Source organism: Barnesiella sp. (assembly GCF_022723415.1).
Classification (GTDB): Bacteria; Bacteroidota; Bacteroidia; order Bacteroidales; family Barnesiellaceae; genus Barnesiella; species Barnesiella intestinihominis.
On sequence record NZ_JAIJHU010000035.1, the window covers coordinates 1 to 18,568 of the forward strand.

Here is an 18,568-nt window from a genome sequence, read left to right on the forward strand (position 1 = left end):
GATATGCCGACAAAGACTCTCGTATCGTCGTCATCGACAAATCCAACGAAGGACTTGCCTACGCCCGTAAATCGGGAATAGAAGCCGCACAAGGCGAATATATACAACACCTCGACGGTGACGATTTCCTCGAACCCGACGCCATAGAACTACTCTACAATAAGGCCATAGAAGACGCCGCTGACATGGTGGTCTTTCCATTTTGGTTCGACTATGTAGATGAAAAGAAAAAAAGATCGTCCCGCCCCGCTCCGGGAGTTTACGATTCGGTCTCCTTTTTTCAATCGATGGCATTCTGTCGCAATTATTGGTCGGTTTGCTCCTATCTGCATAAACGATCTCTTTATGCAGAAGTACACTTCGAAAAAGGCTTGAATTATGGCGAAGATGCCTATTTAGCTTCCCAACTGACCTATTTCGCAAACAAAATAGTCGTTCTGGAATCCCACCCGTTGCTACACTATGTTATTCGTAATGATTCCATTTCTTTCGGATCTTTTTCCGAAAAGAAAGCTCGCGACATCGAATTATATCCGCAACTGCAACGCCGGTTCTACCAAGACAAACCCACTTATCCCCAAGTGGAAGAAGCTCTGGCAAATGTCGAATTAGGTGCGATCGTTCTGTTATTGAGCAAACGGTGGTTCCAAGAAGCACCCCGACTCGCCCGAAGGGCTATGGAAATAGAAAAACAATTTCCCGATCTGTTACACCGACGGCCTGCACGACGTTACCGCAAGCTGTTAAAGGCCTATGCCCGTAGTGAGTTCTGGGGAAAATTGGCGGCTCGATATTATCTCCTAACCCGAAAAATAAAATGAAAACGGACATGAAGATTCTCTTCTTTTCTCACGGAAAACGGGCGAACGGCGGTGCGGAACGATGTTTGCTGGACTTGGTCAAAGGATTGAAGCAAGCTCGCGAATCATGGGAAATCTATGTGGTCTTCCCGGCAAAAGACGAACTGTGGGAAATGACCCGACCCTACTTGTCGGGATATGCTTTCATTCGCCAGCCGTGGTGGCTCGTGCGTCCGAAAAAACGTAACTGGCGGAAACGCTTGCTTTTCAATCTGAAAAAGCATTCGGCAATCCGCAAAACACGCGACTATATCCGGGAAATCAAGCCCGATATAACCATAACGAATACATTGGCTACCCCCATCGGAGCCATAGCTTCCCATGCAGAAAATATTCCGCACGATTGGTTCATTCACGAAATTCCGGAATTAGCCCGAAACCTGACCTATCTATTCTGCGAAGATAGTTGCTTAGAAAAGATAAGCTCCCTTTCGCAAAGAATATTAGTACCTTCTGACTTTGCAGGGAAATACTATACGAACAAACTATCCTCTCCCGAAAAAATCGATGTCGTTTATCAATCGGTCGAAGTCAATCCGCCCAAACGTACCGAACCCGACCAGAGCTTCACCATAGGTATGTTAGGAAACTTCGAACCTAATAAAGGGCAACACATCGCTATCGAGGCTTTGCGCGAAGTCGTAAAAAAATATCCCGACACCCGTCTTTTACTCATCGGCGGAAATAACAGCCGTTATGCACAAGAACTCGAAAAACGAATCACCGAATACAATCTGCGACAAAACGTATCGATCGTCGCACACACCGTTCACCCGCACGACTACCTCATACAAGCGGATGCAGCTTTGGTATGCTCCGGGTTCGAATGCTTCGGACGAGTTATCGTCGAGGGATTGAAATGCGGTCTGCCGGTCATCGTTCCCGACAAACCATTCGGGCAAGAACTGATAAAAGAAGGATACAACGGATTTCTGTATAACCGGGAAAGCAGTGGGGATTTAGCCAAAAAAATCATTTTACTGCGACAAACAGGGCATTTGCCGGAGATGAAACAAAACGCTCTGAAATCGGTCGAAAACCGCTTCTCCATACCAACATTCGCCGAGGAATTTATCTCTATCATCAATTCGAAAAAAGCATGAGCGAAAAACAAGCGATCATCGTCATACCGGTTTACACGACACAACTGACCGTATCGGAACATGCCGCCCTGCGCCAATGTTTCGACATATTGTCGTCCTATCCCAAATGTTTTGTCAAACCCGAATCGCTCGACATAACATCGCTTGTTCGCGACTATCCGGCAAACCATATCGTACCCTTCCCGGATACTTATTTCAAAGGAATAGCCGGTTATAACCGACTCATGATGTCGCCCGAGTTTTACGAAACCTTCGCCCAATGGGAATATATACTCATCTATCAAACCGACGCATGGGTATTTTCCGATCGTCTATCCGAATGGTGTTCCAAAGGATACGACTACATAGGGGCTCCGTGGATACCCAAGCCTAAATATCGAAAACTATACTACCGTATATTCAATTTCCTAAAAAGAGTTTTTTGTTACATCTCCGGCTCGTCCGATTACAGCCGCATCTATTACCGGGTCGGAAACGGAGGGCTGTCGCTGCGCCGCACGCAACTCTTCGCTCAAATCGCTCGGGAAATGGTTTCCGAAATAGATTGCTACCTCTCCCACCCCAGAACCGATTTCTACAACGAAGATATCTTTTGGAGCCTCGAAGTCAATCGAAAAAAAGAGCGACTGAAAATTCCCGACTGGAAAGAAGCGCTCCGATTTTCGTTCGATAAAAATCCTTCGGAATGTTACGCCCTAAATGACCGAAAACTACCCTTCGGCTGCCACGGTTGGAGTAAAAAAAAGATGTTGCCCTTTTGGAAACAACATATATCGAACATTTAGACAAAGTATTATCCGACAATTTATTTGCTCCCTCTCTTATATTGTAGTGGAGAAGGGTAAAATCTACCCTTATGCTGAAACAGGAAATACCCCTTTTAATCCTCTCTCCCAGCCGTGTTCAGTAGTATTGCGGGGTATTGCACACAAAATCGAAGTAGAGGCGAAAGAGGAATATATCTCAACCTCTCCCCTTGTGTTCCGGTAAGGAATATAGGGGGAATGCCCATAGGGCGAGGGGGTTAAATTTCTGATATAAACAGCCTGACGAGATGGTGTTTTTCAACTCCTCCGTCACTGCGTGACACCTCCTCCAAAAATTGAACAAGTTCAATCCAACAGGGAGCGTTTTACATCATAGTTATTATCTAACCCCTCTCCTCAGAAACTATCGTTTCTTCGGTCTCTCCCCTATATTTTGCAATGCAAAACACAGGGGAGAAGGTTCATAGCACTTCCTTTTTCGCACTATACTATGTACACAGAGAGTTATTCTTCCTTTAAAAAAGATTTATCACATAAGAAGAGGTAGCCCAAATAGGCCGCTAAGAACAAAAAAGCTAATTCCCGCTCGATTTAACGTAAAAATACCCCTCGAACGTGGTTAGAAAAAAGGAAGATAGTGAGAAATTTTTGTCCGTTTGTTCGACGAAGTCTGCACAAACCTATCTTCGGTAAAGGTCTTATCGTCAAAACATTTCAGATATACGGCATTCATCTCGTCAGCCAACGTTTTCGGATCGAAACGAACCACATATTCTTTCCCTTTTTCTATCATCTCCCGACGCAAATGCTTGTCGGCAAGTACTTTTTTCATGGCATTCGCCATACCTTCCACATCGTCGGGATCGACGTAAATCGAGTGTTCGCCGCCGGCTTCTTCCAAACAGGAACCGGTGGAAGCGATAACCGGAACCCCTGCCGAAAGAGCTTCGACAATGGGAATTCCGAACCCCTCGAAACGAGAAGGATATACGAACAACGAGGCCAGATGATACAATATCGGCAAATCGCCGAATTTCAAATTATGGATAATATGCACTCTATTTTCCAATCCATGAGCCTCTACATAATCCTGCACCTTTTTAGCATAATCGGTACTTTTCCCTATGGCTACCAAATGAACGTCGTCCAACTTTTCGACAGCCTTTACCGCCAATAGCAGATTTTTCCTCTCTTCAATCGTTCCCACGCTCAAAATGAAACGTTCGGGCAACCCGTAAGCCGCGCGAACACGATCCTTTTCTTTTTTAGAAACAGGACGGGCGAAAACAGGGTCGCATCCTTGATAAACGACATCGATCTTTTCGGGAGAAATACCGTAAAACTTAACTATGTCCCGCTTGGTACATTCACTCACCGCTACAATACGATCGGCCTTACGACAGGCATAATTGAATTTTCGGTTATAAATGATTCTATCCAAACGGTGATAATATTGAGGATAACGAAGAAATATCAAATCGTGAATCGTCACTACGCTACGAATTCCTGTGCGATGAATCCCCACGGGCAACTCGTTACTCAGTCCATGATAAAGTTGTACACCGTCTTGCAACAGCCCTCGTTTAATAAAAAAGGTTCTCCACAAAGCCCTGAAACGTTTCATAACGGAAGAACGAGGCAATATGGAAGAGACATTTTTATGTTTTAAAAGCGAGTCATACGAAGCATTTTTACACTGCTTGGGAATGTACATACGGTACTTATGTTCATCGCCGTATGTAGCCATCGTATCTACCATGAATCGGCTATAATTCCCCAATCCGGTAAAATTGGCATTCGCCCTCTTTGCATCGAACCCTATAATCATTCCCTAAAATACAACTTTAATGGTTACATTAAAATAGATGTATATGTCGTTTATTTTGCTGCATGCCCCCTGTAATTTTTTCCATCATTTTGTATGAAGACTTCTAAAACAAACAACAACAAACTGATTACCAAATTATTACAAAACTATTATTTTTTTCTATTTTTTAAGATGTCACTATACATTACAAATGTCATAAACTCTTTATAACGAGAAATACCGTCCTAAATTTCGTCAAGCAGCCCCAAAGAAAAGACTTGAATACACCTGTAATTTTCATCTTCCCTAACGAAAAATGTAACAGATTCTAACTATTCGAAACAGATTCCGGGTGCAAAGGTACATCTTGTAGCAATTATTTTTATCTTTGTGCACTGGAAAAATGAAGAATGGATTCTGCATTTTCTAAAAATTGGAGAAAAAGATGATACAAAAATTCGACTTTTTAATCATCGGTTCCGGGATAGCCGGAATGAGTTTTGCCCTGAAAGTAGCACACAAAGGAAAAGTGGCGCTCATATGCAAAACAGAATTGGAGGAGGCAAATACCTATTTCGCACAGGGTGGCGTAGCCTCGGTAACCAACACGTTGGTAGACAACTTCGAGAAACATATTGAAGACACGATGATCGCCGGCGACTGGCTCAGCGACCGCGCCGCAGTCGAGAAAGTCGTAAAAGAAGCTCCTTCGCAAATCAAAGAACTCATCAGCTGGGGGGTCGATTTCGATAAAAACGAAAAAGGAGAATTCGACCTTCATCGGGAAGGCGGACATTCCGAATTTCGTATCCTGCACCACAAGGACAACACGGGTGCGGAAATTCAAGACAGCCTGATACGGGCTGTCAAACAACACCCCAACATCACTATTTTCGAAAAGCATTTCGCCATCGAGATTCTTACGCAACACCACCTCGGAGTAACTGTTACGCGGCAGACTCCCGACATCGAATGTTACGGAGCTTATGTGCTCGATTTGAAAACCGGTAAGGTAGATACATTCCTCTCCAAAGTCACCCTCATGGCGACCGGCGGCGTGGGAGCTATTTATCAGACCACGACCAATCCGCTCGTCGCTACTGGCGACGGCATAGCGATGGTATACAGGGCTAAGGGAACCGTAAAAGACATGGAATTTATCCAGTTCCACCCGACCGCTTTATATCACCCCGGCGATCGCCCGTCGTTCCTCATCACCGAGGCCATGCGGGGATACGGAGCCGTATTGCGAACACTCGACGGCGAAGAGTTCATGCAAAAATACGATCCTCGCCTTTCTTTGGCTCCACGCGACATCGTCGCGCGGGCAATCGATAACGAAATGAAAAACAGGGGCGATGACCATGTTTATCTCGATGTCACTCACAAAGACCCGGAAGAGACAAAAAAACACTTCCCCAACATCTATGAAAAATGCCTCGGTTTAGGTATAGACATCACACGCGATTACATTCCCGTAGCACCTGCGGCTCACTATTTGTGCGGAGGTATCAAAGTCGATTTGGATGCCCGCTCGTCCATCAACCGGCTCTATGCCGTAGGCGAATGTGCCTGCACAGGACTTCACGGAGGAAACCGGCTGGCATCCAATTCATTGATCGAAGCTGTCGTTTATGCCGATGCCGCAGCCAAACATAGTCTTAAAGTAATCGATAACTTCTCCTATCAGGAGAACATTCCCGAATGGAACGACGAGGGGACACAATCGCCCGAAGAAATGGTACTTATCACTCAAAGCGTCAAAGAAGTCGGACAAATCATGAGTACCTATGTAGGTATCGTTCGCTCCGACCTGCGGCTTAAACGGGCATGGGACAGGCTCGATATTCTGTATGAAGAAACCGAAAGCCTCTTCAAACGCAGTAAAGCCTCCAAAGAGATATGCGAATTGAGGAACATGATCAACACCGGATATCTTGTCATGCGACAAGCTATGGACCGAAAAGAAAGCCGGGGACTTCACTACACGATAGATTATCCCCACACCGATAATACCCCGCAAATGAAATAAAGATTGTCTACACGACAATAGAAGAGCCGCACGACAAAATGCGGCTCTTTTTTTGAACCTTTTTCACCGCATACTGTTTTTACTGTACAAAAACAACATGCGATTATGAAATCTATTCAAGGAACAAAAACCGAACAAAACCTGCTGAAAGCCTTCGCCGGAGAATCACAGGCCCGCAACCGCTACACGTTATTCGCCCAAAAAGCGAAAGAAGAAGGATATGAACAAATCATGGGCATATTCGCCGAAACAGCAGAACAGGAGTTGGCACATGCCACCCGATTCTTCAAATTCATGCAAGGCGGAATGGTCTCCATTACGGCCGAATATCCGGCCGGACGTATAGGCAATACGGCTGAAAATCTGCTCGAAGCCGCCGAAGGAGAAAAACTCGAATGGTCTGCTCTATATAACGATTTCGAATCGGTCGCCATAGACGAAGGGTTTAAAGACGTAGCGACTGCATTCAAAATGATTTCCGAAGTAGAAGCCTTCCACGAATGGCGTTATCGCAAACTTCTGGAACGACTCGAAAACGGATCGATATTCAAGCGCGAAGCGCCTATCCGCTGGCAATGCCGTAACTGCGGATACATCTACGAAGGCAGCGTAGCTCCGGCACGATGCCCGGCTTGCCTCGAACCCCGCTCGTTTTTCGAACCGGCAAGGGACAACTATTAGACAAAACTATCTATCTTTTCATACGACCATACCCGTGGCGGACGCCTTTGTCTGCTACGGGTATTTCTATATTCGATAAACTATCTTTGTCACCATCACTACCCCAACTTCATCGCCGAACGAGAAAGTAATTTATGACCTATCCGGCAATAAAGGCATTTATGAGTCTGGCAATACTCGTTGTTCAATTGTATGACAGCTTGGCTTTCCATAGCATTCGTCACCCGTATTCCTATATCGGAAAAACGACGCACGATCGAATTCTTTTCGGGACGTAGCGATTCGAGTAACGAGAGAGCCCGGTCGGTCATATCTTCATTGCCGACATACATACCGTAGGCATACAGTAAGGGTGCTACCGCATTGATAAGCACAATATCGATAGCCGACTCACCCAAAACGACCGGGGATTCGGGCGACACGTGTCCGAACAGATAATGCGTGGTCCAATACCCCGAAAGTTCCACCTTGAAAATTCGGCGCAATTCTTCTTCGTTACCCGCCTCGCAAATCCGGGAAAACAGATTAAAACCCCGATGAATATATTGAGCCAGCATCGCCAATCGTCTGTGAGGGAAATTAGCCGGACGCAACCGGAAGAATTTCCAACTGTCCCGGTTAATCGGTGTCAGCCCGAATTTATTTTTCAAAAAAGCATATTCATTGACTAATCTCGCATAATAGTCGTCTCCGGGACACTCGCCCTCGGCCAACAGCCCCGCCTGCCCGAACAGGAAAGCCTCGACTTGCGACAGAGAATCGGCATGTTTTTGCATAAATCGCAACGGAAGACTACGTGCCAACCGCTCGAAAGCATCGCTGTTGATACCGAATCCCATACTGCGGGAGACGACAACATAACAGACCTCCTCCCAATTTCCTTTATACAAATCCAACCAATCGTGCAGCCGCTGCGACTTCGATTGTAACCGCTCGATAGCGAGAGAAGAAATCCAGTCGGACAAGACAATCGGCCCCAACTCCGCAATATGGGGGGCGCAAGATTGCGAGGAAGAATGAGAAACCAAAGTTTCATAATCGGAACGAAACGACGGAGAGCACGACAACACCAACGTGGGAATCTCCTCTCCGTTCGTGCGATAAACCGGCGTATCGGCTACCTCGACCACATGCAGAACCACCGAATCGTAAGCCGGGTCGAGATGGTGATTGTGCCGCCGCCAGTCCGATGCACGTCGATGCATCTCCACATTACCTGCCCATACGCAACCGTCGATAGAAATTTTCGCATTGAAAAAGTCGGGACCCGAATCGGTATTTAATTGTCCGTTATCGATTATCCTCAATTTACGACCGTCCGTCGTGACCAACTTCGTATGGTCGAACAACCGATGTTGCCAGATATATTGCATGAGCTTTTCCATAAAAACGTTTTAAGACGAAAATTTTTTGACTTTCACTATCTTTGTAGAATATAGGATACGGTTCGGCAGAGTCAAGTCGGAAATGTGGTTTCCATTTGCCTTTGCGCTCACCTTTCACTATCTTTAAGCGTATAAATGAAAAACAAACAAGTTTGTTTTGTCCTGCTCCCACCTTTCGCTATCTTTGTTACTACGAAGATAGGATGCGGTTCGGTATAACCAAATCGGAAATGAAACTTCCATTTGTATCTACACTCACCTTTCGCTATCTTTGTCACTACAAAGATAAGATACGATTCGGCATAGCCAAGCCGGAAAAAAGATTTCCGTTTGCCTCTGCTCTCATCTTTTATTATCTTTGCATTATCTGCAAATTAAACAAACCTTGTTGAATTAATCGGTACAAACCGAGATGTTTTGTAACAGAAGTTCGATATGAAAATAGCACTCATAGGATATGGAAAAATGGGACATGCCATCGAAGAAGCGGCTCTGTCCCGTGGGCATGAGATTGTTTGTCGCATCGACAAAGACAATCAGGAAGATTTCGATTCAGTTTCATTCAAAAGCGCCGATGTCGCCATCGAGTTCACGGCTCCGTCGGTCGCCGTCGACAATTATCGGCGGGCTTTCGCGGCCGGCGTACCCGTAGTATCGGGCACTACGGGCTGGTTGGAACACTTACCGGAAATACGCGAGGCCTGCGAGAAAGGCCAGACTTTTTTCTATGCCTCAAATTTCAGTTTGGGAGTTAATATCTTCTTTGCCGTTAACAAATATCTGGCAGGTATCATGAACCATTTCCCCCAATATTCGGTAGAAATAGAAGAGATACACCACATTCATAAACTCGATCACCCCAGCGGGACTGCTATTACTTTGGCCGAAGATATTATCGGCCAACTCGATGCAAAACATTCGTGGAGCGAAAATATGCCGGTCGCCGATGACAGTATTCATATCACCGCCCGACGCGAAGGGGAAATACCCGGTACACACACCGTCGCCTATGACAGTGCCGTGGATACGATACGCATCACCCATGAGGCGAAAAACAGAAAAGGGTTTGCCCTCGGGGCTGTCGTCGCCGCCGAATTTACCGTCGGGAAAAAAGGATTTCTCACCATGCAAGATTTATTCTCATTCCTCAAATAACATATAACCGTTATGAATCAAACGACAACCAACGACAAATACAGTCTGGCAGAACGATTGAAACGTGTGAAAAAAACTCGCTGGATACGTTTCTCCATCGTAGCTTTGTTATATATAGGGTGGACTATTTGGCTAAACAATTACTATGTATTGTTCGGCCTGTTACTACTTATCGACATCTATCTCACCCAATATATTCCGTGGGGGTGGTGGAAAACCAGTAAAAATCCGGTCGTTCGAACGGTGATGGAATGGGTCGATGCCATCGTCTATGCCTTAGTGTTGGTTTATTTCATCTTTATATTCGTCTTTCAGAACTATCAGATACCCTCTTCTTCTCTCGAAAAATCGCTATTGGTAGGCGATTTCCTATTGGTCAGCAAGATGAGTTACGGCCCTCGTGTCCCCAACACGCCGTTACACTTCCCGCTCGCCCAGCATACCATACCTCTTCTCAACACGAAATCTTACATCGAATGGCCCCAATGGGACTACCACCGTCTCAAAGGATTCGGCCCGGTGAAACGCAACGACATCGTCGTCTTCAACTTTCCGGCAGGCGATACGGTAGCCGTGAAACAACCCAACCCGGATTATTACACCCTGTGCTTCCTCGAAGGCCGGGAAGCCGTAAACCGCAACAAGGCTCTGTACGGCGATATTATTTACCGTCCGGTCGATCGTCGGGAAAACTATGTGAAACGATGTGTGGGCTTACCGGGCGACACGTTCAGCATTGTCAATAACGACATCTACATCGACGGAGTGAAACAACCCCGTCCCAAAAACATGCAGTTAAACTATTTGGTTAGAACCAACGGACGCTATCTCGGTAACAATGACTTTGAAAAATGGGGTATCAGTGTCGAAGACCGTGTACCTATCGACGTATCGAGCCTCAACGCCCGTATGAACCTCGAAAGCTGGGGGCTTCTCCCCAACCCCGACGGAAGCATGAATCCCGTTTACGAACTGCCTTTGACACAGGCGATGATCGACATGATGAAAAAAGATCCTTCGATAGAACAGATTGTAGGAGAACCCGGATTCTTCGGAGGTCAGACCTACCCATTAGTTCGCTCGAACACATGGACCCGCTCCGATTACGGGCCGGTATGGATTCCCAAAAAAGGAGCCACTTTGAAACTGACCCTCGAAAACCTGCCCATTTACGAACGCCCCATAAGGAACTACGAGCATAACGACCTGCAAGTCAGAGACGGCAAAATATATATCAATGGAAAAGAAACCGACTCTTATACTTTCAAAATGGATTATTACATGATGTTGGGCGACAATCGGGATAAATCGGCCGATTCCCGCTACTGGGGATTCGTTCCCGAAGACCACATCGTAGGCAAACCTATGTTCGTATTCTTATCGCTTGACAAAGATAAAGGACTTTTCGACGGGAAAATCCGTTTCAACCGAATGTTCCGGTCGGTGGATAGCCTCGTGAACTAAGAAACCGTCTCAATTTTTACAAATAGATATTTTATGCCATAAGCATGAAAAAAGAAACCATACGTACGATTTTCTTCACGGTAATCATCATTATCGGGAGTGTATGGTTCATTCGTTTTTTCATCATAGAACCCTATCGCATTACTCCCGGCCAGATGGAAAACAGCCTGTTGCCGGGAGACCGGCTATGGGTCGATAAGTGGTCGTTTCGGTGGGGAAACCGAAACCCGAAATACCGAGATGTCTTGGTATTCGAATTACCCGAAATCGCTCAAACCCAATCGGGTGTAACCGAAATTGCCATCGCCCGTTGCATAGGTTTGCCCGGCGACACGATCAAAAGTACAGGTAACAAACTGTTCGTTAATCACAAGCCCGTCGCCCAGCCACCTCTTATCCTCGAAGCCTATCTTTCGCCCGATTCCCTCGAACATCGGGTAAATCGAATGATGAGACAAAACAATTCTTTCTTTGTCGAGCAAGGTAAATTGAAAGACAGCCGCCTACTGTTTCTCTCCCGGTATGACTACGAAAAAGTAAGGAGACAACTATCGGCCGACTCCCTACTCTACCCGGTATTTCTGAAAAGAGATTTTTATGAAGTCGCCCTTCCCCGAAAAAATGAACAAATACACATCACTCCCCAAAATGCAGAGTTTCTCTACCGCATACTTACCCGATATGAAAACCGCAAAGTAGAGTACGACAACGGGAAAATCTATGAAAACGGGAAGGAATTAACCTCATGTCGGCTCACTCAAAGCTATTATTGGGTAATAGGAGACAACAGAGCCGGCATGTCCGACTCCCGTTCTTTCGGAGTTCTTCCCCACTCCCACCTCATCGGTAAAGGCGTATGCATAGGTTATTCGAGAAATCCCGAAAAACCGTTTTGGCAATCGCTACGCACCGATCGTTTCTTCAAAACCGAATTATGAGTACAGTATATCTATCGACCGCCTATTTCGCTCCGGTATCCTACTACGCATCATTCCTCCGATACGATCGGATAGTCATCGAACAGTGGTGTAACTATACGAAACAAACTTATCGGAACCGCTGCCACATAGCCGGGGCGAACGGACTATTGGCACTGTCCGTCCCTATCGTCAAACCCGATACGATTAAATGTCCTACGAAAGACATTCGTATCTCTGACCACGGAGAGTGGAGGCATTTGCATTGGAATGCTATCGCTTCGGCTTACGGGTCCTCCCCTTTTTTCGAATACTACCAAGACGATATACGCCCGTTCTTCGAGAAGCGGTACGAATTTCTGTTGGATTTCAATGAAGAAATACGCCGCACCGTATGCAACCTCATAGGTATTGAACCGCATATAGAATACAGTTCGTCTTACTCCGAACCTGCTCCCGGGGAAACAGACCTAAGAGATGCCATACACCCCAAGAAAAGAAAAGCCGAAACCATCTTACCCGTACAACCGAAACCCTACTATCAGGTATTCTCCGAAAAATATGGTTTCCAACCCGACCTGAGTATCATCGACCTTCTGATGAATATTGGTCCGGAATCGATTCTTATTCTCCAAAACGCCTAAGAAATCATTCCGTAAAAGCACTATTATCGGCTATCTTTGTTATCTTTGCACAAAATGCGAATACCCATCTTTGCACATGAGTAGCTACGAATACGCAGACAGACTGAAAGAGACTGTAAAAAAACTATCCGATTTTCTTTCTCTCGAAGAGTTGCATCACCAGCGATGCAGAGGAGAAGTACTTCCCTCCGAAAAACAACTGCAAGAACTCATATCGCTCTGCCGGTCGCTCATTTTTCCGGGATTCTACGGACTCCCCGACGTAAGCAAAGAAAATTTGCTCTACCACACGGGTATCAATACCGAAAAACTTTTCGAAGTATTGGTCAAACAAATCTCAGCAGGATTATTATTCCAAAAAAATACCGATCATACAGACAGTGATTTAAAACGGTTACAGGAATCGGCCGAACAGAAAGCGATCGACTTTATCACTTTCCTACCCGAAATGCGCCACATCCTATCCACCGATGTCACGGCCATGTACAACGGAGATCCGGCAGCACAAAACAAAGCCGAAGTTATTCTGTGCTATCCCGCTATCCGGGCGATTTGCAACTATCGCATCGCCCATAAACTGTTAGAACTGGACGTCCCCTTGATTCCCCGTATCATTACCGAAATGGCTCACTCCGAAACCGGAATAGATATACACCCGGGAGCCGTTATCGGGGAATATTTCGCCATAGACCACGGAACCGGAGTCGTAATCGGAGCGACCTCCGTTATCGGAAACAGAGTGAAGCTATATCAGGGAGTAACGTTGGGGGCTCGCAGTTTTCCACTGGACGAAAACAACAATCCCATTAAGGGTATCGCCCGGCATCCCATCATAGAAGACGATGTCATTATCTATTCCAATGCCACCATATTGGGAAGAATAACCATCGGAAAAGGTGCTGTAATCGGCGGAAACATCTGGGTTACCGAAAACGTAGCTCCCAGGGAACGCCTTGTACAAGCCAAAGCAAAACCATAAGAAATAAATACAATACACACCATCGTGAATACCGAAAAATTTGAAATCGTAGCGAAAACTTTTCAAGGACTCGAAGATGTTCTGGCAGAAGAATTAAAAAATCTGGGAGCCGAGGATATAGAAATAGGTCGAAGAATGGTATCCTTCCACGGAGACAAGCCCCTTCTTTACAAAACCAATTTGGCCTGTCGAACAGCTCTGAGAATACTGAAACCTATTTATAAATTCGAAGCATCGAACCCCGACGAAGTCTATGAAAAAATGAAAGCGTTCGAATGGGATACCCTGCTTTCTCCCGAAACGACATTCTCGATCGACTCCGTCACCTATTCCGACTGTTTCAAACATTCCAAATTCGTGACCTACCGAGCGAAAGATGCCATTGCCGACTATTTCATGGAGAAGACAGGCAAACGACCTTCGGTGCGGTTGAACGGAGCGGAACTCGTATTGAATCTCCATATATCGCACATGAGCTGCACGCTGTCGCTCGACAGTTCGGGAGAGTCTCTGCACAAGCGAGGATACCGCGTGGGACAAACCGAAGCCCCCATCAACGAAGTATTGGCCGCCGGAATGATATTGAAAACGGGGTGGCACGGAGAAACCGACTTTATAGATCCTATGTGCGGGTCGGGAACCATTCTCATCGAAGCCGCTTTGATCGCCACCCATACATATCCCGGTATTTTCAGGAAAAGTTTCGCTTTCGAAAGATGGAAAGATTTCGACGAAGAACTGTTCGAAACGCTCTACAACGACGATAGTCACGAACAAGAGTTTACCCATCGCATATATGGCTCCGACATTTCCCCGCGAGCGATCGACATCGCGACAAAAAACATAAAAAGCGCCGGAGTAGCCAAATACATCGATCTCAAAATCATGCCTATACAACGATACGAGACCGCTCCGTCCGAACAAGGCATTCTCATCACCAATCCCCCTTACGGAGAACGTATCTCATCGAGCGATTTGTTCGGACTGTACGAATCGATAGGCAACCGTTTAAAGCATGTTTTCAAAGGGTACGATGCATGGATCATCAGTTACCATAAAGAATGCTTCGATAAAATAGGGCTGAAACCCTCGGTAAAAATAGATCTGATGAACGGAGCTTTGGAGTGCGAATACCGGAAATACGAGATTTTCGACGGCCGATACAAAGAATTCAAAGAAGAAGGCAAAAACTTGGATAAACGGGAGGGACAAACTCGTCGAACCAATCTGCGAGGCAAAGCTCCTTTCGATAGAAAAAGGACATACGACAGCGACCGACGAAGCGACAAAACAGAACGTTTCGACCGATCGGGGAAACCTTCGTTCCGCCGGGATTCCAAACAGGGAAAACCCATAGGGAAAAAAACATTCGATCGTCCGGAACGGTTCAAACCCGACGGCGAAAAATCGGAACGCTTGCACGGAGAAGCGGCTTTTCGGAAATTCGTAACCTTCAAGCAGCCCTCCATAAAACCATCGAACGACAATCCTAAAAAAGACTCCGACAAACCAGAATAAACCTAAAAACTCCATACAATGAATATTCTATTATTAGGATCGGGAGGTCGCGAATGCGCCTTAGCTTGGAAGATAAAGCAAAGTCCAAAAACCGACAAACTTTATATCGCACCGGGAAATGCCGGAACCGCAGCCATAGGTACGAACGTGGCGATACCGGCGACCGACTTCGATGCCATCGGAAAATTTGCAGTGGAAAAACATATCGATATGGTCGTTGTGGGCCCCGAAGACCCATTGGTAAAAGGAATATACGACTACTTCGTATCTTGCGAGGAGTTGAAAAACATACCTGTTATAGGCCCGTCGAAGGAAGGCGCCCGCTTGGAAGGCAGCAAGGAGTTTGCCAAAGGATTCATGATGCGTCACAATATACCCACGGCCCGGTATGAAAGTTTCACTCAGGAAAATCTGGAAGCGGGATATACCTTTCTCGAAACGTTGAAAGCCCCTTACGTGCTTAAAGCCGACGGATTGGCGGCGGGCAAGGGCGTACTTATCATAAACGACCTGCAAGAGGCAAAAGACGAATTGAAACAAATGTTGAACGGCATGTTCGGGAATGCCAGTAAAACCGTGGTTATCGAGGAATTTCTATCGGGCATCGAATGTTCTGTCTTTGTTCTCACCGACGGCAAAGATTACCGCATACTCCCCGTTGCCAAAGATTACAAACGAATAGGAGAAGGCGATACCGGACTCAATACCGGCGGCATGGGAGCCGTTTCACCCGTACCGTTCGCCGATGCCACGTTCATGAAAAAAGTGGAAGAGCGCATCGTAAAACCCACCATCGAAGGTTTGAAAAAAGAAAATATCACGTACAAGGGTTTCATATTCTTGGGATTGATCAACGTACAAGGAGAACCGATGGTGATCGAATACAACGTTCGTATGGGAGACCCCGAAACCGAAGTCGTCATGTTGCGTATTCAATCCGACTTGGTCGACCTGCTCGAAGGTGTGGCACAAGGAACGCTCCGGGAAAAAGAGTTGACAGAAGACCCACGGGCTGCCGTAACCGTTATGCTGGTATCGGGTGGCTATCCCGGTTCCTATGAAAAAGGCAAGGAAATCACAGGACTGGATTTAGTGACGGACAGCATTCCGTTCCATGCCGGAACGACATTCAAAAACGGAAAAATCGTAACCTCCGGCGGACGCGTCATCGCCCTCAGCTCATACGGTGCGACCAAAGAAGAGGCTTTGGCAAACTCTTTCAAAAGCGCCAAAGCCGTCTCTTTCGAAGGTAAATATTTTCGTTCCGACATAGGAGCCGACTTGTAAAACAATGAATCTGAAATCATTCATAAACAATAAATATACACTGGTTGGATCGATTGTTTTCTATCTGACCGGTGTATATCTCACGAGTCGGTTCGCAACATATCTCCCTTGCGAAGGGAGTCCCGGAATCTTGTTTCCGAGTGCCGAAAGATGGCTTTCCTCCCCCCTATCAAACCATTCGGTCAACAGCATTCTTATTCTATCCGGGGGTATTCTGCTGTTGCGTATCAACAACCTTTTCTCTCTTATTCAGAAACACACATTGCTTCCATTCCTATTTTTTCTGTTGTTGGAAGTCTGTTCCCCGTCCCTTTCGCTCTTATGCAACGGAAACATAATGGCTGTGGTTCTAACGACGATTTTGTTTTCTTTTTTCTCGGCTTATCAGCAAGAAAGGGCACAACCGGCATTTCTAATGATGGGAATCATCTCCCTATGTACCCTGTTTTGTCCCGAATTTGCTTATTACATACCCCTGTTTATCATCGGATTCGCGCAAATAAGGTATTTCACGCTGAAATCCCTGTTAGGAGCATTCATCGGATTCGCCACCCCGTTCTGGGTATTGATCGGAATAGGAATCATGCCTTTCTCAGGATTGTCTGCATTGATTCCCGATTTTACGTTTCATATACCCGAAACACTTCCCTTTAACGACCCGCAATTCTGGACAATCGTTTTAACCGCGCTTTTAGGCCTTTTCTCCGGTACAGCGACACTATATACCACATTCAACGAAAAACGCCAAACAAGAGCTTATAACGGCTTTATAAACCTATTGTCGGTCTATTCCGCCATGCTTCTGATTATAGATTATAGAAACTATACCCTCTATCTGCCCGTCCTAAATATGGCAGTTGCCATGCAAGCTGCATTTTTCTTCACGAACAATACGAAAAAATACGGAGTAGTGTTGTTTTATCTCATATTAACCCTTTACACAGGATTGTTCGTATGGAATTTATTGCCGGTCTGAGCGAGTGGGGATACTTCGGTCTTTTTATAGCGGCGTTTCTGGCCGGAAGCATAATTCCTTTCAGTTCCGAAGCCGTGCTGGGACTTCTTTTAATAGCCGGATACGATTCTTGGGGCTGTGTATTCTCTGCCACTTTGGGAAACTGGTTGGGAGGCGTCACTTGTTACTATATAGGCTACTTGGGAAAAACAGAGTGGATACACACCTATCTGAAAATACCGGAAGAAAAACTCTCGAAAATGCAACGCTTTCTGAAAGGGAAAGGCTCTCTTTTCGGATTCTTCGTCTTTATTCCGGTTATCGGCGACATCATGATCGTGGCTCTCGGACTACTCAGAGCCAATCCTCTCGGCACGTTACTCTCCATGATGGTAGGAAAATTCTCCCGGTACTACTTGGTGGTAATCGGTATCAACTACCTGAAAGAGTGGTTTCCCAATCTTTTTTAATCCTTAACCCAGTATTTATCGTCTTTCAATAATCTATCGACAGCCTTACGAATAGATTGAAAAGCAAATTTCTCGGGTTCGATTTCTTCCCTCCGCAACCAGAAACATTCGGCAACATCGTCATGCGCTTTCAAATCGCTCATATCTTCATCGCTTCGGCAGAGAAAAAACAAATCCATCGTGTGTACGTCAAAACCCGAATAACGATAGACATTCGGGAAAGAACACAAATACTTCATCTGCTTCGGTTTCCAACCTATCTCTTCCGACAATTCCCGAACGACAGCCTCCTCTACCGTTTCTCCACATTCTGTAAACCCACCCGGTAAATCCAGCATGCCTTTGGACGGATCGAACGCCCTGCGACAAACTAAAATTCTCGATTGCCTATCCATAACGAATGCCGCTACCGATGCTTTTGGATTAAGATAATACACAAAGCCACAATCCTCGCAACGTTTGGAAGAAGCATCGTTCTCTTGGAAACGATGAGAACCGCAACGAGGGCAATATTCGAATAATCGAAGAGGATGCATATACTTTA

Annotated in this window: 17 protein-coding genes; 14 read left to right on the forward strand and 3 right to left on the reverse strand. The window is 45.9% G+C overall.

All coding sequences use genetic code 11. The features are described from left to right. From QVD32_RS08270 to QVD32_RS08280, 3 genes are all read left to right on the forward strand, one after another. Nucleotides 1-821, forward strand: an 821-nt coding sequence (locus QVD32_RS08270; RefSeq protein ID WP_287710196.1) for a glycosyltransferase family 2 protein, incomplete at its 5' end; no start/stop codon positions are given. After that, nucleotides 818-1,963, forward strand: a complete 1,146-nt coding sequence (locus QVD32_RS08275) for a glycosyltransferase family 4 protein (RefSeq protein ID WP_118687005.1) — start codon at nt 818-820, stop codon at nt 1,961-1,963. The genes QVD32_RS08270 and QVD32_RS08275, both read left to right, overlap by 4 nt. Next, nucleotides 1,960-2,748, forward strand: a complete 789-nt coding sequence (locus QVD32_RS08280) for a DUF5672 family protein (protein WP_021891750.1) — start codon at nt 1,960-1,962, stop codon at nt 2,746-2,748. The genes QVD32_RS08275 and QVD32_RS08280 overlap by 4 nt, the downstream gene beginning before the upstream one ends. Before the next feature lie 601 nt (nt 2,749-3,349). Here the strand turns inward: QVD32_RS08280 and QVD32_RS08285 are convergent. Next, entirely contained in the window at nt 3,350-4,558 is a 1,209-nt protein-coding gene (locus QVD32_RS08285) for a glycosyltransferase family 4 protein (RefSeq protein WP_118687006.1), read from the reverse strand. Between the two features lie 424 nt (nt 4,559-4,982). Here QVD32_RS08285 and nadB point away from each other — a divergent pair, with 424 nt between their 5' ends. Then, nucleotides 4,983-6,569 carry an L-aspartate oxidase gene (nadB, locus tag QVD32_RS08290; RefSeq protein ID WP_008862993.1) on the forward strand — a complete coding sequence of 529 codons (1,587 nt, stop codon included), beginning with the start codon at nt 4,983-4,985 and terminating at the stop codon, nt 6,567-6,569. A gap of 102 nt (nt 6,570-6,671) precedes the next feature. Next, nucleotides 6,672-7,250 carry a rubrerythrin gene (gene rbr / locus QVD32_RS08295; protein ID WP_118687007.1) on the forward strand — a complete coding sequence of 193 codons (579 nt, stop codon included), beginning with the start codon at nt 6,672-6,674 and terminating at the stop codon, nt 7,248-7,250. Between the two features lie 98 nt (nt 7,251-7,348). Here the strand turns inward: rbr and QVD32_RS08300 are convergent, their stop codons facing one another. Further along, on the reverse strand, nt 7,349-8,635 hold the full coding sequence (locus tag QVD32_RS08300; RefSeq protein WP_046410668.1) for a DUF2851 family protein: 1,287 nt from the start codon (nt 8,633-8,635) through the stop codon (nt 7,349-7,351). A 435-nt stretch (nt 8,636-9,070) separates the two neighbouring features. Between QVD32_RS08300 and dapB the strand changes: the two genes are divergently transcribed. The 9 genes from dapB to QVD32_RS08345 all read left to right on the forward strand — a co-directional run bounded on the left by dapB (nt 9,071) and on the right by QVD32_RS08345 (nt 18,024). Continuing rightward, complete coding sequence (gene dapB / locus QVD32_RS08305; protein ID WP_118687008.1) at nt 9,071-9,790, forward strand: 4-hydroxy-tetrahydrodipicolinate reductase; 720 nt, start codon at nt 9,071-9,073, stop codon at nt 9,788-9,790. Nucleotides 9,791-9,847: 57 nt separating this feature from the next. Continuing rightward, a complete protein-coding gene (locus QVD32_RS08310) occupies nt 9,848-11,254 on the forward strand; it encodes a S26 family signal peptidase (protein WP_040296316.1) in 1,407 nt (468 codons plus the stop codon). A gap of 44 nt (nt 11,255-11,298) precedes the next feature. Further along, nucleotides 11,299-12,192: a signal peptidase I gene (gene lepB, locus QVD32_RS08315; RefSeq protein ID WP_008862998.1), complete on the forward strand. Its 894-nt coding sequence runs from the start codon at nt 11,299-11,301 to the stop codon at nt 12,190-12,192. After that, nucleotides 12,189-12,815, forward strand: a complete 627-nt coding sequence (locus QVD32_RS08320) for a WbqC family protein (protein WP_118687009.1) — start codon at nt 12,189-12,191, stop codon at nt 12,813-12,815. Before lepB ends, QVD32_RS08320 begins: the two co-directional genes overlap by 4 nt. Nucleotides 12,816-12,891: 76 nt before the next feature. After that, nucleotides 12,892-13,794: a serine O-acetyltransferase EpsC gene (gene epsC / locus QVD32_RS08325; protein WP_021891745.1), complete on the forward strand. Its 903-nt coding sequence runs from the start codon at nt 12,892-12,894 to the stop codon at nt 13,792-13,794. Nucleotides 13,795-13,818: 24 nt separating this feature from the next. Then, entirely contained in the window at nt 13,819-15,312 is a 1,494-nt protein-coding gene (locus tag QVD32_RS08330; RefSeq protein ID WP_021891744.1) for a THUMP domain-containing class I SAM-dependent RNA methyltransferase, read from the forward strand. Between the two features lie 18 nt (nt 15,313-15,330). Continuing rightward, on the forward strand, nt 15,331-16,599 hold the full coding sequence (gene purD / locus QVD32_RS08335; RefSeq protein ID WP_021891743.1) for a phosphoribosylamine--glycine ligase: 1,269 nt from the start codon (nt 15,331-15,333) through the stop codon (nt 16,597-16,599). 4 nt (nt 16,600-16,603) lie between these two features. Then, the gene (locus QVD32_RS08340; RefSeq protein WP_021891742.1) at nt 16,604-17,575 is read left to right on the forward strand and encodes a hypothetical protein; all 972 of its coding nucleotides are present in this window, start codon (nt 16,604-16,606) and stop codon (nt 17,573-17,575) included. Then, nucleotides 17,554-18,024 (forward strand): YqaA family protein, encoded by a 471-nt coding sequence (locus QVD32_RS08345; RefSeq protein ID WP_008863004.1) that lies wholly within the window; start codon nt 17,554-17,556, stop codon nt 18,022-18,024. Before QVD32_RS08340 ends, QVD32_RS08345 begins: the two co-directional genes overlap by 22 nt. On the opposite strand, the gene QVD32_RS08350 is transcribed toward QVD32_RS08345, so the two are convergent. Beyond that, nucleotides 18,021-18,560 (reverse strand): NUDIX hydrolase, encoded by a 540-nt coding sequence (locus QVD32_RS08350; RefSeq protein WP_021891741.1) that lies wholly within the window; start codon nt 18,558-18,560, stop codon nt 18,021-18,023. The genes QVD32_RS08345 and QVD32_RS08350 overlap by 4 nt on opposite strands. Between the last annotated feature and the right edge of the window lie 8 nt (nt 18,561-18,568).